Annotated in this window: 13 protein-coding genes and 1 pseudogene; 11 read left to right on the top strand and 3 right to left on the bottom strand. The window is 66.5% G+C overall.

What is annotated here, in order from left to right:
• Positions 1–314 (bottom strand): annotated as a pseudogene (locus tag U5775_RS25580) (hypothetical protein); the annotation flags it as partial.
• 4 nt (positions 315–318) lie between these two features.
• On the bottom strand, positions 319–2,691 hold the full coding sequence (locus U5775_RS25575) for a type VI secretion system tip protein VgrG (RefSeq protein ID WP_322060889.1): 2,373 nt from the start codon (positions 2,689–2,691) through the stop codon (positions 319–321).
• Positions 2,692–2,939: 248 nt separating this feature from the next.
• Here U5775_RS25575 and U5775_RS25570 point away from each other — a divergent pair, with 248 nt between their 5' ends.
• The 8 genes from U5775_RS25570 to U5775_RS25535 all read left to right on the top strand — a co-directional run bounded on the left by U5775_RS25570 (position 2,940) and on the right by U5775_RS25535 (position 10,224).
• Positions 2,940–3,149 (top strand): hypothetical protein, encoded by a 210-nt coding sequence (locus U5775_RS25570; protein ID WP_322060897.1) that lies wholly within the window; start codon positions 2,940–2,942, stop codon positions 3,147–3,149.
• A gap of 116 nt (positions 3,150–3,265) precedes the next feature.
• Positions 3,266–3,748 carry a carboxypeptidase-like regulatory domain-containing protein gene (locus tag U5775_RS25565; RefSeq protein ID WP_322060888.1) on the top strand — a complete coding sequence of 161 codons (483 nt, stop codon included), beginning with the start codon at positions 3,266–3,268 and terminating at the stop codon, positions 3,746–3,748.
• Between the two features lie 315 nt (positions 3,749–4,063).
• A complete protein-coding gene (locus tag U5775_RS25560; RefSeq protein WP_322060887.1) occupies positions 4,064–6,865 on the top strand; it encodes a monovalent cation/H+ antiporter subunit A in 2,802 nt (933 codons plus the stop codon).
• On the top strand, positions 6,865–7,251 hold the full coding sequence (locus U5775_RS25555) for a Na+/H+ antiporter subunit C (protein WP_322060886.1): 387 nt from the start codon (positions 6,865–6,867) through the stop codon (positions 7,249–7,251). Before U5775_RS25560 ends, U5775_RS25555 begins: the two co-directional genes overlap by 1 nt.
• Positions 7,248–9,014, top strand: a complete 1,767-nt coding sequence (locus U5775_RS25550) for a monovalent cation/H+ antiporter subunit D (protein WP_322060885.1) — start codon at positions 7,248–7,250, stop codon at positions 9,012–9,014. The genes U5775_RS25555 and U5775_RS25550 overlap by 4 nt, the downstream gene beginning before the upstream one ends.
• A gap of 2 nt (positions 9,015–9,016) precedes the next feature.
• Entirely contained in the window at positions 9,017–9,511 is a 495-nt protein-coding gene (locus tag U5775_RS25545) for a Na+/H+ antiporter subunit E (RefSeq protein WP_322060884.1), read from the top strand.
• Positions 9,505–9,780, top strand: a complete 276-nt coding sequence (locus U5775_RS25540; RefSeq protein WP_134754345.1) for a K+/H+ antiporter subunit F — start codon at positions 9,505–9,507, stop codon at positions 9,778–9,780. Before U5775_RS25545 ends, U5775_RS25540 begins: the two co-directional genes overlap by 7 nt.
• A 27-nt stretch (positions 9,781–9,807) precedes the next feature.
• Positions 9,808–10,224 (top strand): Na+/H+ antiporter subunit G, encoded by a 417-nt coding sequence (locus U5775_RS25535; protein ID WP_322060883.1) that lies wholly within the window; start codon positions 9,808–9,810, stop codon positions 10,222–10,224.
• Here the strand turns inward: U5775_RS25535 and U5775_RS25530 are convergent.
• Positions 10,212–11,135, bottom strand: a complete 924-nt coding sequence (locus tag U5775_RS25530; RefSeq protein WP_322060896.1) for a LysR family transcriptional regulator — start codon at positions 11,133–11,135, stop codon at positions 10,212–10,214. The two genes, U5775_RS25535 and U5775_RS25530, sit on opposite strands and share 13 nt — an antisense overlap.
• Before the next feature lie 191 nt (positions 11,136–11,326).
• Between U5775_RS25530 and U5775_RS25525 the strand changes: the two genes are divergently transcribed.
• Genes U5775_RS25525 through U5775_RS25515 form a run of 3 tightly spaced genes read left to right on the top strand, consistent with a single transcriptional unit; the run spans position 11,327 to position 15,862 of the window.
• Entirely contained in the window at positions 11,327–13,456 is a 2,130-nt protein-coding gene (locus U5775_RS25525) for a 3-hydroxyacyl-CoA dehydrogenase NAD-binding domain-containing protein (protein WP_322060882.1), read from the top strand.
• Positions 13,457–13,505: 49 nt separating this feature from the next.
• The gene (locus U5775_RS25520; protein ID WP_322060881.1) at positions 13,506–14,714 is read left to right on the top strand and encodes an acyl-CoA dehydrogenase family protein; all 1,209 of its coding nucleotides are present in this window, start codon (positions 13,506–13,508) and stop codon (positions 14,712–14,714) included.
• An 11-nt stretch (positions 14,715–14,725) separates the two neighbouring features.
• Positions 14,726–15,862 carry an acyl-CoA dehydrogenase gene (locus U5775_RS25515; RefSeq protein ID WP_322060880.1) on the top strand — a complete coding sequence of 379 codons (1,137 nt, stop codon included), beginning with the start codon at positions 14,726–14,728 and terminating at the stop codon, positions 15,860–15,862.
• Positions 15,863–15,873: the final 11 nt, after the last annotated feature.

Raw genomic sequence — 15,873 nt, 5'->3', positions numbered from 1 at the left:
TGGTGCTTGAGCAGGACGAAGCCGGTATTCGAGTTCAGCAGGGGTTGCCCCTGGGCGTCCTTCGCGCCATCGGAAATGGCGCTCTTGCTGACCCGGTAAGCCACGACGTCGCCGTCGGCGATCGCTCGCACCGGTTCGTGCTGCTCACCAGGATTCAGATGCATGCCGCAGTGAAAACGGCGGTCGAAGGTGACTGGATAGACGCCGTGATGGCCGATCTCGAACTGGTCAACCAGGTCCATCATGGGATCGGGCCTCGACGCATCGGTAGACGTCAGGCCCGATGCGGGCAGAAAGGGAGGGCTGATAATCATGGCTTCAGTGGGACGACGAGTACTGGTCGGAGATTTTCAGGCTGGCCTTCGGCAGGGACGGCAGCGGCGTTGTGACGTTGTCCGGTCCAACGAAGGTAAACGAGGCGGCCTTGATGGTGTATGCGCCAGGACAATGGAACGTGATGTTGCCGTTCTCGATAACCACGGAAGCCCCACCGTTATTGAGGGTGATCTTCGACTTGGCCGATACCTGGACGTCCGCGCTTTCGCTCGCGATGCGCACCTGCTTCTGCGCAAAGAGGTCCAGCCCGTCCGTCAGCGCCGCTATCAGCACCTTGCCCTTCGCCGCGACAAAACTCAGCCCGAGCTTGTGCGCGCACAACGAGATCAGCTCGCCCGCCACCATGCGCAGCCGTTGCGTGACGCTCACGTCCATGTTCTGGCCGGCGGTGACGATCACGTTTTCGCCCGCCGAGTGCTGGGTCGATTTCGGCGTGACGAACGCCATGCCGCCCGGGGCGCTCGCGAGCAGCCCCGCGTCGCGAAGCTGGTTCAGCCCGTCGAGGAGCGCCGCCTGCGTCGCGCGGTCGGCAGGATCGGCCCCGGCCTGCGTCGTGGCCGCCGCGAGATCCGTCACGCGCTGTAGCGCCGACCTGAGCAGCGCAACGGCGGCAGGCATGTCGAGGTGAGGCGTATCGGCCCCCGCCGCCGCATCCGCCGTAAAGAACAGCCCTTTCGCCGCGCGCGTCGTGCCCCATCCCTGGGTCGTGATTTCGAACCCCTCCCCGCGCTTGAGCTTTTTGCTGTTGAGCAGGTACCCCTGGTTCATCGCCGTCTGGTTGTAGACCGTCGCGATCCGCGCGCTTTCCTTGCCCTGCAGATCGTTAAAGACGATCTCCGCGCCGCACAGCGGCGAGCGCCATATCGCGTAGGAAAACATCGCCTGCGCGCCATGCACCACGTCCGGGTGGGCATAGTCGTGCAGGGCGCCGGAGATATGGATACGGTCGACGTCGTTATGGGCCGCTTCGAGCAGGACCTCGGTGCCCGGCAGCAGCGGCGAATGGAAGCCCCCCTGATACGACGAGGACGGACGCAGCAGGCGCAGCTTCAGCAGTTGCCGGTCGGTATTGCCCGAGCCCTGCAGGAACTTCGGCAGGACCGGATAGCGGCCATATTCGTCCACGCACGCGTAGGGCGTCGAGTCAAATGTTGTCACGACGCCGACGACGGGGCCATTCAGAAATCGCCAATGCTTTTCGTAAACGAATCGAGGCCGGTATGCGAGGTGCGCGGGCATGGCCTTGAAGCGGGTGAACGCCGGTTTCGTGCGGCTGCCCTTCATGACCATCGACGTGATCACGAAACCGTATTTCGCGCTCGCGAGCTTCGCGTTCGTCAGCTTCATGACCACGCCCGGCGCGACGCCCTTCGCGTCGGTCGTGCCCGAGAGCGTCGCCTGCCGCGCGACCAGTTCGTCGCGCCGCGTCTGCACGACGGCCTCGCCCTGCTGCCGCGCGAGGTGAAACTCCGCGCTGCGGCTGATCTGGCCGAACACCGAGCGGTCCCCTGCGTCGGCGCAGACCTTCGCGCTCGCCCGTAGCGGGTCGTCCGGCATGCGATAGTTGCGCTCCCACACCTCGACCGACGCGGCGACCAGCCTGCGGTGCTCGTTGATCTTCTGCGCCGCTTCCTGCCAGTTGCTGTTCAGCCCCGCACCGTCGAGCAGCGGTACGTCGATCGAGCGGACATAGGCGCGCGGATTATTCGCAAAAACAAGGGTATCAAGCCGCCCGTTCTTGGCGCGGCCCTGTTTGTAAAACCAGAAAACGCCCTTGCGGCGGCAATGACGGGCGATCAGGTTGTAAAGCGACTCCTCGTACATGACAACCTGTTCCATCTTCTCGTCGAGTCCCTCAATCTGGAACTCCACGTCGAAGGCGTCGAAATTCTTCCGGTCGACGATCACCGTTGTGATCAGTTCCCGGAGGGTGACGTCCTTGAACGTATCGGATTTGACGATCCGTTTGAGCAGGGCCGCGAAGCGTGGCTCGATGCGCAGGCGGTAGGTGCCCTCGTCGCGACTCACACTGACCCGCTTCCAGCGTGTAACAACGCCGTTCCAGGTTGCCGCCTCACGATCGACGAAGCCAGCATAGCTCGCCGAAGGCACCGCCGCGCGCTCGTCGATCTGCAACCCCGCGCGTTTGCCCACGCAGAGCGTGCCGTCGATGGCCAGTTCCGGCGACGTGACCGTGACGTCAACGAAATAGTCCTGGCAGAAGCCCGCCTTCGCCTTGAACCTGACCACGTCGAGCGGAATTTCGACGCCGCCTATCCACAGGCTCAGGCGCTGGCTCAGACGCGCGCTCGGGTGGAGCAAGGTATCCCTGAAACGTTTTGTCACGGCATCCATATACGCACCCCTGTCCGTTTGAAATTAACGAGGCGAAATCTGTTGCATTCGCAACTACGAGCAGGAAAATCTAGGGTCGAAGAAATAGATGGTCAATCGAACAAACCGACCGGCATCTGAAATTCCAGTCAGATTTATTGAATATCGATAAATCGCCGACCTTCGATTTATTGAGAGACGATGACGTGATAGCGAAGAGGGAGGGTGTTATTCGCGCACGATCAGCACAAGAGATTCACGCGAGGAGAATGGCCAACCATCGCAATTCTCACGACGCAGAACGATCGCTGCGTGAACGTGACCCGATTCGTTCAGCGATACGATCGGCCACACTGCTCGTCGGCAAAGAGGCCGCGCTGTTCCGCTTCACGGTGCGCCATAGCCTCTTTTTCGCGGCCATCGTCGGCGTGATGACGCTGATTCAGGCCTATGTGCTCACGGGCATGATCCCCCATTGAGCGCGCGAAAGACACGCTCACCCCGCGTTTTAAGGGACTTTTAAGCCGCGCTGCCTACTCTGGATTCGTCCGGCGCACAACACGCGCCGGAGTACCTGACCCATTGGAGGTAAACAATGAAAGCACGCTCAACTCCGTGGATGGGCGCGGCCGCTTCGCTTGCCGCCGCACTCGCGCTTGCACTCGGCGCGCAAGGCGCTTTCGCCGCCACCCCGAGCGCCCCTGGCGCCGCAGCGCCGGCCGCCGCCGGCACCCTGCCGCCGGCGCAGCATGCGGGCAGTATTGCTTATCTGTCCGGCGGCATCGGCAGCGACCAGTCGGCGGCGTTCAAGGCCGCGATGACGCGCTACCCGCTCTCGCTCGAATTCGCGCGCCAGTCGGCGGGCGGCAACGAGTACCTCGCGAACGTGCCCGTCAAGATTGCCGACGCGCACGGCCAGCCGCTCCTCTCCACCCGCACTAACGGCCCGTTCATGCTCCTCACGCTGCCCAACGGCCACTACGTCGTGACGGCAAGCCATGATGGCAAGACGGTCCACCGCTCCGTGGATATCGGCAAAACCTCGCACGCGCACGAAGCCTTCGTCTGGCCGATGTAACGCGAACGCGGCGCAGTTCAGTGCAAAACGACGCAAGACGGCACAAGACGGCACAAGCCGGCGTAATCCGGCGGCGCACGCCGCCACGGCGTCGGCCACGCATGCGCATACGCCCCAGTGCGGCGCGTCCCGCACGTCGCGCCACGCGCCGCGCGCATTCATGGCATCTACATCAACTCCGGCCCCGTTTGCGGCTATGATCGTGGTCTGCAGCCCGCAGGCGCACCTGGGGCACGCCTGCCGTGCCCTCACCCGCGCCATGCGGACGGCCCACGTCTTCAACCCGCACGCAGCGGATTTCCCGGAGGAAGTCGGATGGCTTTGGGCTGGCTCGTCATACTTCCGTTCGTGGGCGCGGCGCTCGTGGCGCTCACGGCCCCGCACGCCCGTGCGCTCTCCACCTGGATCGCGTTCGCGACGGCGCTCCTCGGCCTCGGGCTGGCCTTAAGCGAACGCGTGGGCATGCCCACCTATGGCGTCATGCAGTGGCGCCGCGAGTGGGTGCCCGAGATCGGTCTCGCGCTCTCGCTGCGCCTCGACGGCCTCTCGTTCATGTTCGCGCTGCTCGTGCTCGCGATCGGCCTGCTGGTCTTCATCTACGCGCGCTATTACCTCGCCGGCAGCGACACGCTTCCGCGCCTCTATCTGCTGCTCCTGCTGTTCATGGGCGCGATGCTCGGCGTCGTGCTCTCGAACAATCTGCTGCTGCTCGTGATCTTCTGGGAGCTCACGAGCCTCGTCTCGTTCCTCTTGATCGGCTTCTGGCCTGCGCGGCCCGACGCGCGGCGCGGCGCGCGCATGGCGCTCACCATCACGGGCGCGGGCGGGCTCGCGCTGCTCGCGGCGGTGCTGCTGCTCGGCCACGTGTGCGGCAGCTTCGAGCTCAACGACGTGCTCGCGCAAACCGGCAAGATCCAGCACGACCCGCTTTTTCCGGCCATTTTGCTGCTCACGCTCTTCGCGGCGTTCACGAAGTCGGCGCAGTTCCCGTTCCATTTCTGGCTGCCGCACGCGATGTCGGCGCCCACGCCGGTCTCCGCGTATCTGCATTCGGCAACGATGGTGAAGGCCGGCATCTTCCTGCTCGCGCGCCTCTACCCGGTCTTCGAAGGCACCGACTGGTGGGCCTACTCAGCCACGCTCGCCGGTCTCGTCACGCTCGTGGGCGGCGCCTCGATGGCGCTGTTCCAGCGCGACATCAAGGGCCTGCTCGCCTGGTCGACGATCAGCCACCTCGGCCTCATCGTGCTGCTGTTCGGTCTCGACACCCAGCTCTCCACCGTGGCCGCGCTCTTTCACACCGTCAATCACGCGGTATTCAAGGCGTCGCTCTTCATGGCCGCGGGCATCATCGACCATGAGACCGGCACGCGCGATCTGGGCCGCCTGCGCGGGCTCGCGAAATACATGCCGCATACGGCCGTGCTCGCGGGCGTGGCCTCGCTCGCGATGGCGGGCGTGCCGCTGCTCAACGGCTTTCTCTCGAAGGAAATGTTCTTCGGCGAAACGCTTGCGCAAGGCATGTTCGGGCCGTTCAACTGGGCGATTCCCGTGATCGCGATCGTGGCCGCCGCGCTCTCCGTGGCGTACTCGCTGCGCTTCGTCTGGGGCGTGTTCTTCGACGGCGCCGCGCCGCGCGACCTGCCCCACTATCCGCCACACGAGCCGCCGCGCTTCATGAAGCTGCCCGTGGAGATCCTCGTGGTGCTCTGTCTGCTGATCGGCCTCTTTCCGCAGCAGACCATCGGCAGGCTGCTCGAATCGGCGGCGTGGTTCACGCTCGGCGGCAAGGTGCCCGAGTACAGCCTGAGCCTGTGGCACGGCGTCAACACGCCGCTCGTCATGAGCCTGGTCTCGTTCGCGGCGGGCGCGCTGCTGTTCTTCCTGCGCCGCGACGCATTCCGCCATCACCGCTCGGTGCTCTCGGACATGAACGCGAGCGAAGGATTCGACCGTCTCGTGCAGCGGCTCGAAAAAGGCGCGGCTGTGGTGGTACGCGTATTCGAGACGCGCTCGCTGCCCGACTACCTCGCGTGGATGATCGCGGCGATGATCGTCGTGCCGGGCACCGCGTTCGTCGCGCTCGGCGCCTGGGGCGGCGACTTCGTGCGCCTGCCCATCGACCCGCTCACGCTGTGCGGCCTCGTGCTGATGGCGCTGCTCGCCGCGGGCGTCGTGCTGGTGCGTGCGCACACGCTCTACGCGCTCGTGATGCTGAGCACCTGCGGGCTGCTGGTGACGCTCGCGTTCGCGCGTTTTTCCGCGCCCGACCTCGCGCTCACGCAGGTGTCCGTGGAAGTGGTGACGGTGCTGCTGCTGGTGCTGGCCATCTACTTCCTGCCCAACCTGCAGCCCGACATCGAGCCGATTCCCACGCGCATGCGCAACGGCGCGCTCGCGCTCGCGGGCGGCGCGCTGCTCGGCAGCGTGGCCTATCAGGTCATGACGCGGCCGCCCGCGCAGGGCATCGCGCCGTACTTCCTCGCCAACGCGCTACCCGGCAGCGGCGGCCACAACGTCGTGAACGTGATCCTCGTGGACTTCCGCGGCTTCGACACCATGGTCGAGATCAGCGTGCTCGTGGTGGCCGGACTCGCCGTGAAGGCGCTGCTGCGCGGCCTGCGCCTGAAGGCGCCCGACACCGGGCCGGGCGGGCTGCCGTGGTCGTCGCAATCGCATCCGCTGCTGCTCGCGATTCTCGCGCGCCTGATGCTGCCACTCACCGCGCTCGTGGCCGTGTTCGTGTTCCTGCGCGGCCACAATCTGCCCGGCGGCGGCTTCATCGCCTCGCTCATCCTCTCGATCGCGCTGCTGCTCCAGTACATGGCGAGCGGCGTGCTGTGGGCCGAATCGCGCATGCGCCTCAACTACCGCGCACTCGCGGGGCTCGGCATTCTCGTTGCGGCCACAACGGGTTTGGGCAGCCTCGCGTTCGGTCATCCGTTCCTCACGAGCGCGTTCGGGCACTTCCATCTGCCGCTGATCGGCGAAATCGAGCTGAGCACGGCGATGCTGTTCGATCTCGGCGTGATGGGCGCGGTGGTGGGCACGACGCTCACGATCGTTTCGCACCTGGGCGTGCGCGACAAGGACATGCAATCCGTGGAGAAAAGCTGATGGAAGCCGCCTTCGCCGCCGCAATCGGCGTGCTCTGCGCGTGCGGCATCTACCTGTTGCTGTGCGCGCGCGTGCTGCCCGTGATCCTCGGCATCACGCTGTTCTCGTATGCGATCAACCTGTTCCTGCTCGGCATGGGGCGGCTCGCCACCGGCAAGCCACCCGTGATCGCGGGCGCCGGCACGCCTCAGCTGGGCGCCCAGTATGCGGACCCGGTGCCGCAGGCGCTCGTGCTCACGGCCATCGTGATCGGCTTTGCGATGACGGCCTTCACCGTGGTGCTCGCGCTGCGCTCGCTCGCGCTCACCGGCAGCGACCACGTGGACGATCAGGCCGGCGCAAAAGCCAGGCAGCAGGCGAACGGCGGGGAGACGCGCGGCGCATGAATCACGCCCTCCTGCTCCCCATCCTGATCCCGCTCTTCGCGGCGGGCGCCATCGTCGCGCTGCCGTTGCGCGCGAAGCGCGTGCAGCGCGCGCTCAACACGCTCGCGACGCTCGCGCTGCTGCCCGTCGCCTGCGTGCTGGCCGCGCGCGCGGCGCAAGGCGATATCGCGAGCTATGCGCTCGGCGCGTGGCCCGCGCCGTTCGGCATCGTATTGCAGCTCGACCGCCTCTCCGCATTGATGCTGGTGCTCACCGCCGTGCTCGCGTGCTGCTGCCTGCTGGGCACGTCGAGCGCCGACGCGCGGCGCGGGCGCTACTTCCGCGCGCTGTTCCAGTTCGAGCTGATGGGCCTGAACGGCGCCTTCCTCGCGGGCGACATGTTCAACCTGTTCGTGTTCTTCGAGCTGCTGCTGATTGCCTCGTATGCGCTGCTGCTGCATGGCGGCGGCGCGCGGCGCGTGCGCAACGGGCTGCACTATCTGATCATGAACCTCGTGGGCTCGTCGTTCTTCCTGATCGCGCTGGGCGTGCTGTACGGCATCACCGGCACGCTGAACATGGCCGACATGGGCGAGCGTCTCGCGCATCTGAACGCCGGGACGCTGCCGCTCGCGCAGTTCGCGGGCGCGACCCTCATGCTCGTGTTCGGCCTGAAGGCCGCCGTGTTTCCGATGTCGTTCTGGCTCCCGCAGGCGTATCGCAGCGCCATCGGCCCCGTCGCCGCGCTGTTCGCGATCATGACCAAGGTGGGCATCTACGCGATGCTCCGTTGCGACGCGCTCGTGTTCGGCGGCGGCAGCAACGGCGGCGTGCTCGACACGTTCATGCACGACTGGGCATGGTGGCTCGCCATCGCGACCATCGCTTTCGGTGCGCTGGGCGCGCTCGCCGTATCGAGCCTGAAAACCACCACGGGCTACCTCGTGCTCGTTTCGGTCGGACTCCTGATCGCCGCCGTCACGCAGCAAACACCACTTGCGTGGAGCTCACTGCTTTACTACCTCATCAGCACGACGCTGTGCACGGGCGCACTGTTCCTGCTCGCCGATACGCTGGAGCCCGAGGCCGCAACTACGGCGACGCACCCGACGAACGCGCTTCATGGCGTCGAGCCCGGCTCGCTCGAGGCGCTCGACGACGCGGCGGCCGCAGCGATCTCGCCCGAGTCGGACAGCGAAGCGGTCGCGACCCTCGCCGTGGCGACGGCAGCGGCGCAAGCCACGCTCGTGCCCGTGGCGGCATCGGTAGAGGTCGCCACGGCGGAAGACCCCGCGCCGCAGGTTCCGCCCAAAGAGCACGCCCCGTGGCCTTCGAACGCCGCCGCGCTGCTCTATCTCGCCGCCGCAGTCGGCGCGGCGGGGCTGCCACCGCTCTCCGGCTTTCTCGGCAAGGCCATGGTGCTCGCGGCCACGCCTGCTCATGAAGCGGCCGTGCTATGGCCCGCCGTGCTGATTTCGAGCCTCCTGCTGATCGTCGCGCTGAGCCGCACCGGCACGCGCCTGCTGTGGGCCGAACCCGCCGCGCGCGCCGCCGCTTTCGCACCCGCGCGCGCGCCGAAGGGCAGCGCGGCCAAGCTCGCGGCCTGCGCGCTGCTGCTCGCCTGCGTGGTGGCGGCCACGCTCGGCGCGGGGCCGCTGCGGCGCTATCTCGACGCCACGGCCACGCAGCTGTTCGATCGCGCCGCCTACGTGCACGCGATCCCGCCCGCGCAAGACGCATCATCGGCGCCGGCTGCGCCATCCACCCAGACCAACGGGAGCTGACGATGTTCAAAAGGCTCTTTCCGCACCCGTGGCTCACCGTCGTGCTGCTCGTCTGCTGGGTGCTGCTCATGAACGACGTCTCGCCCGGCAATCTGCTGCTGGGCGCCGTGCTGGGCACCGCGATCTCGTTCTGCGTGGGCGAAGGATTGTGGCTGCAGCCGGTGCGTTTCGGCAGGCCCTGGCTGCTCGTGCGCCTGTTCGTGCACGTGCTCATCGACATCGTCGTGGCCAACGTGGAAGTCGCGCTGCTCGTGCTCGGCCCCACGAAGCGCCTGCGCCCCGCGTTCATCGAAGTGCCGCTCGACAGCACGCATGAAATCGCGCTCACCGCGCTCATCAGCATCGTTTCGCTGAGCCCCGGCACGCTGTGCGCCGAACTCAGCGACGACCGCACGCGCCTCATCGTCCACGTGCTCGACCTGGCCGACGAAGCCGCGCTCGTCGCGCTCATCAAGTCCCGTTATGAAGCCCCATTGATGGAGATCTTCGCATGCTAGCCATCGTGATCCCGGTCTCGTTCGCGATCCTCGGCATCGCGTTCCTGCTCACGCTGCTGCGCCTCGTGCGCGGCCCTTCGCTGCCCGACCGCATCGTCGCGCTCGACACGCTCAATGTGAACGCGATCGCGCTGATCGTCGTGTACGGCATCAGCCTGCGCTCGACGGTCTTCTTCGAAACCGCGCTGCTCATCGCGCTGATGGGCTTCGTGGGCACCGTCGCGCTCACGAAGTATCTGCAGCGCGGCGACATCATCGAACTCAACTGAACGAACCCACCCACAGGAGGCCCGCCGATGCAAACCGTCGTCGAAGCGATCGTGAGCGTGCTGCTGCTCGTCGGCAGCCTGTTCACGCTGATCGGCGCCATCGGGCTCGCGCGCCTGCCCGACTTCTTCATGCGCCTGCATGGCCCCACCAAATCGACCACGCTCGGCGTGGGCGGGATCGTGCTCGCCTCGGTGATCTACTTCAGCGCGCACAATAATTTCGCGAGCCTCCATGAGCTCCTGATTCCCGCGTTTCTGTTTCTCACCGCGCCTATCAGCGCGCATATGCTCGCGAAGGCCGGCATTCAGCAGCGCGTGCCGCTTGCGGCGGGCACGCGCGGGCGGCCGCCTGCAACGGGCGCTTGCGCGGAGCATGGGGATACGCGCGAGACGAGCGGCGGCGATGAAAACGCGAATGACGGCAAGCCTGCTCAGGACCCCTGATCGGCCAGGGCGACCCCACGCCCGCTCTTGCGCGCCTCGGCCAATACATAGTCGATAAACGTGGAAGCCGCACGCGTATGGTGGCGATTGGGCATGTACAGCATGTACATCTGCGTGCCGAAGATGCTCAGGCGCCACGCGTCGAGCGAAGTCACGACCTGACCATTGCGGATATCGTCATGAACCACATAGTCGGGCACGATACCCACGCCTAATCCCGCCAGAATCGACTGCCGCAGAAAAAGGAAGTTCTCCGAAATAATGGAAGGTTCGAGCAGCACCTCGTGCCGCTCCTCGCCAAGGTAGCCTGCAAGCCGCAACTGCCGCCCCACCACGGTCGCGGTGATGACCGGCGCGCGCGCAAGGTCTTCGAGCGTCTCGGGCATGCCGTGCTCGGCGGCCCATTGCGCCGATGCGCACGCGATATACCGCACCGCGCCCATGTCGCGCGCGACAAGATTCTGCGGCGGCTCGTGCATCACGCGCACGGCGATATCCACTTCGTCGCGCAGCAAGTCTTCGACGCGGTTCTCGAACATCACATCGAGCACGATGCCGGGATACAGGCGCTTGAAGCGGATCAGCCATTCCGACATCACGAGCTGTCCATAGCCGCTCGGCACCGAAAGGCGCACGCGCCCCTGCAGGCTCTGCCCGAGCGTGGAGACGGACTCGCGCGCCGCGAGCAGCGCGTTCTGGATCGCGCGCCCGTGCTCGTAGAGCTTCAGGCCGATCTCGGTCGGCTCCACGCGGCGCGTGGTGCGCCGCACGAGTTGCAGGCCGATCGACTTTTCGAGGTGGTTGAGGTGATAGCTCACGTTCGCGCGGCTCATCTTGAGGCGCCGCGCGGCCTCGCTCAGGTTGCCCGCGTCGAGGATCTCCACCAGCAGGGTCAGCGCATTGACGTCCACGGTTCGGCTCACTGTCAAATAATCTTTGACAGCATGTCAATGAACCATGGGATTGTCAATTAACGCTGGCATCCACACAATGAAACCCACATTGGAGAACCGCCATCCGGCCCGCCGCCCGCCGTGCCTTCGCAGACAACGCAAAGGCGCAACGGCAGCCGCGATCCGCCCCTAATCTGGAGACATCCTGCATGGCAACCGAAACGGCCGCCCCCGCTTTTTCCCCCGTCACCCATGAACTGCGCGGCAAGGTGCTGCTCGTCACCGTCGACAATCCGCCCGTGAACGCGCTGGGCGTGGACGTGCGGCGCGGTCTCGCCGCCTCCATCGAGCATGCCGAGGCGAACGCGGCCGTGCAGGCCGTGCTGATCGTCGGCGCGGGACGCAACTTCATCGCCGGCGCGGATATCCGCGAATTCGGCAAGCCGCCGCAGCCGCCCGCGCTTCCCGACGTCTGCAATCGCATCGAGGCCTGCCACAAGCCCGTGATCGCGGCCATTCATGGCGCGGCGCTCGGCGGCGGTCTCGAGATCGCGCTGGCCGCGCATTACCGTCTCGCCGTGACGGGCGCGAAGCTCGGCCTGCCCGAAGTCCAGCTGGGCCTCTTGCCCGGCGCGGGCGGCACGCAGCGCACGCCGCGCCTGATCGGCGCCGAAGCGGCGCTCTCGCTGATGCTGAGCGGCCGCCACGTGGGCGCGGCCGAAGCGCTGAAGCTCGGGCTCGTCGACCGCGCGGGCGCGAGCGACGATATCCTCGCCGAAGGCCTCGCCTACGCGCAGGAACTGCTCGCCGGCCATGCCCACGTGCGCCGCACGCGCGACGCGCAAGGGCTGGCCGACCGCGCCGCCGCGCAAGCCGCCATCGACGCCGCGCGCGCCGAGACCGCAAAGAAGTCGCGCGGACTGTTCTCGCCGCTGAAGATCGTCGATTGCGTGCAGGCCGCGCTCGACGAATCGTTCGACGAAGGCCTGCGTTTCGAGCGCAAGCAGTTCCTCGCCTGCCTCGAAAGCCCGCAGCGCGCGGGCCTCGTGCACGCGTTCTTCGCCGAGCGCGAAGTGCAGAAAGCCCCTGAAACGAAGAGCGCCGCGCCACGCGCGATCGAAACCGTGGGCGTGATCGGCGGCGGCACGATGGGCGCGGGCATTGCCGTGGCCGTGCTCGACGCGGGCCTGCCCGTGACGATGATCGAGCGCGACGACGCCGCGCTCGCACGCGGCCGCGCGCACGTCGAAAAAGTCTATGACGGCCTGATCGCCAAGGGCCGCATGAAGCCCGAAGCGAAGACGCAGATCCTCGCGCGCTTCAGCGGCAGCACCTCGTACGATGCGCTCGCGAACGCCGATCTCGTGATCGAGGCCGTGTTCGAGGACATGGCCGTGAAGCAGGCCGTATTCGCCGAGCTCGATCGTGTCTGCAAGCCGGGCGCGGTGCTCGCGACCAACACCTCGTATCTCGACATCGACGCCATCGCGGCCAGCATCACGCGTGCGCAGGACGTGGTCGGCCTGCACTTCTTCTCGCCCGCGAACATCATGAAGCTGCTCGAAGTCGTGGTGCCGAAAGCCGTGAGCGCCGACGTCGTGGCCACCGCATTCGATCTCGCGAAGAAGCTGCGCAAGGTGCCGGTGCGCGCGGGCGTCTGCGACGGCTTCATCGGCAATCGCGTCCTCGCCGTGTATCGCACGGCCGCCGATCACCTGATGGAAGACGGCGCCTCGCCGTACCAGATCGACAAGGCCGTGCGCGAGTTCGGCTTCCCGATGGGCCCGTACCAGGTGGTCGATCTCGCGGGCGGCGACATCGGCTGGGCCACGCGCAAGCGCCGCGCGGCCACGCGCGACCCGAACGCGCGCTACGTGCAGATCGCCGACCGCCTCTGTGAGCGCGGCTGGTTCGGCCAGAAGACGGGCCGCGGCTTCTATCTCTACCCCGAAGGCGCGCGCACCGGCGCGCCCGATCCCGAAGTGGAAACGATCATCGCCGCCGAGCGCGAGCGCGCCGGCATCACGCCGCGCACCTTCAGCGACGAAGAAATCATCCGCCGCTACATGGCCGCGATGATCAACGAAGGCGCGAACGTGGTGTTCGAGAAGATTGCGCTGCGTCCGCTCGACGTGGACGTGACGCTGCTCTACGGCTATGGCTTCCCGCGCTATCGCGGCGGCCCGATGAAGTATGCCGATACCGTGGGCCTCGCGAACGTGCTCGCCGACATTCGCGAGTTCGCGAAGGAAGACCCGCTGTTCTGGCGTCCTTCGCCGCTGCTCGTCGAGCTGGTCGAGCGTGGCGCGGACTTCTCGAGCCTGAACCAAACCGCCTGAATACAGGGCTTGGCCCGCGCTCGCGCAGGGTCCGCCAGGAGCAAGACACATGGATCTGAAATTCACCGCCGAAGAAGAAGCCTTCCGCAGCGAAGTACTCGACTTCCTGCGCGAGCGCCTGCCGCAGCGCATTGCCGACAAGGTGCGCAACGGCCGCCATCTCACGCGTGAGGACATGGCGCAATGGCACGCGATCCTCAACGAGAAAGGCTGGTTCGCGAATCACTGGCCGAAGGAATACGGCGGCCCCGGCTGGAGCGCCGTGCAGAAGTTCATCTTCGAGAACGAATGCGCGATTGCGGGCGCACCGCGCATCGTGCCGTTCGGCGTGAACATGCTCGGGCCCGTGCTCATCAAGTACGGTAGCGAGGCGCAAAAGCGCCACTGGCTGCCGCGCATTCTCGACGGCTCCGACTGGTGGTGCCAGGGCTATTCGGAACCGGGCGCGGGCTCGGATCTCGCCTCGGTGCGCACGAGCGCCGTGCGCAAGACCGACGAGCAAGGTGATCACTACGTGGTGAACGGCCAGAAGACATGGACCACGCTCGGCCACTATGCGAACATGATCTTCTGCCTCGTGCGCACCGCCACCGACGTGCGCAAGCAGGAAGGCATCAGCTTTTTGCTGATCGACATGAACACGCCGGGCATCGAGGTGCGCCCGATCATCACGCTCGACGGCGAACATGAGGTGAACGAAGTATTTTTCACCGACGTGCGCGTGCCGGTCGAGAACCTCGTCGGCGAGGAAAACAAGGGCTGGACCTACGCGAAGTACCTGCTCACCTATGAGCGCACCAACATCGCGGGCGTGGGCTTTTCGGTGGCGGCGCTCGCGCGCCTGAAGCGCGCCGCGCAAACGGTCAAGCGCAACGGCAAGCCGCTCGCGCAGGACCCGCAGTTCGCGGCGCGCGTGGCCAAGGTCGAGATCGACCTCGAGAACATGAAGACCACGAATCTGCGCGTGATCGCGGCCGTGGCCGGCGGCGGCGTGCCGGGCGCGGAAAGCTCGATGCTCAAGATTCGCGGCACGGAAATTCGTCAGGAGATTTCGTCGCTGCTGCGCCGCGCGATGGGTCCGTATGCGGCGCCCTTCGTCGAAGAAGCGCTGCAGGAAGGCTACGAGGGCGAAGCCATCGGCCCCGAGGAAGCCGCCAGCGCCGCGGCGCTCTACTTCAACAACCGCAAGCTGTCGATCTTCGGCGGCTCCAACGAAATCCAGAAGAACATCATCTCCAAGATGATTCTCGGTCTTTGAGAGGCCCCGCCATGAACTTCGAGCACACCGAAGACCGCCGCATGCTTGCGGACACGCTCAACCGCTTCATCGCCGAGCAATATGGTTTCGATGCACGCGATAAAATCGCGCGCTCCAGTGACGGTTTCAGCGCCGAAATGTGGCAGCGCTTCGCGGAGCTGGGCGTGATCGGCGCGCTGTTCGACGAGGCCGATGGCGGCTTCGGCGGCCAGGGCTTCGACGTCGCCGTGGTATTCGAGTCGCTCGGGCGCGGTCTCGTGGTCGAGCCGTTCCTCGATACGATGATCGTGGGCCGCGCGCTCGCGCAGGCGGGCAGCGATGCGCAACGCGCGCGCATCGCCTCGTTCATCGACGGCTCGCAGATCGCGGCCCTCGCGCACGACGAGCCGGGCTCGCATTACGAAGCGTCGCGCGTGAGCACGCGCGCCGAAAAGACCGGTGACGGCTGGCTGCTGCAAGGCGCGAAAGGCGTCGTGCAGCATGCGGAACACGCCGACGTGCTGCTCGTTAGCGCGCGCATCTCGGGCGACGAATTCGACGAAGCGGGCATTGCGCTGTTCCTCGTGCCGCGCGATGCACAGGGCGTGAGCGTGCGCGGCTATCGCAAGATCGACGGCGGACGCGCGGCGGAAGTGAGGCTCGACAACGTGACGCTGGGCGCCGACGCGCTCGTGGGCGCGGCCGGCACGGGCTTCGCGACGCTCGAACACGCGCGCGGCTATGGCCTGCTCGCGCTCGCTTCAGAAGCCGTGGGCGCGATGGACGTCGCGCGCGATTACACGCTCGACTACCTGCGCACGCGCAAGCAGTTCGGCGCGCCCATCGGCAGCTTCCAGGCGTTGCAGCACCGCATGGCCGACGTGCTGCTCGAAATCGAGCAGGCGCGCTCGGCGGTCATCAACGCGGCGGCAGCCATCGACGCGCCGCGCGTCGCGCGCGAGCGGGCGCTTTCGGCGGCCAAGTACACGATCGGGCGCATCGGCGCGCGCGTGGCCGAAGAAGCGATTCAGCTGCACGGCGGCATCGGCATGACGTGGGAGCTGCCGCTCGCGCACTACGCCAAGCGCCTCGTGATGATCGACCATCAGCTCGGCGACGAAGATCATCATCTCGCGCGCTATATCGCACTGGAACCCGCCGCCGCCTAACCCTTGCGGGC

Origin of the sequence: Paraburkholderia sp. J63, from assembly GCF_905220245.1 — a bacterium.
GTDB lineage: Bacteria > Pseudomonadota > Gammaproteobacteria > Burkholderiales > Burkholderiaceae > Paraburkholderia.
The sequence above is the reverse complement of the archived record's forward strand: the minus strand, read 5'-3'. Positions and strand labels throughout refer to the sequence as shown.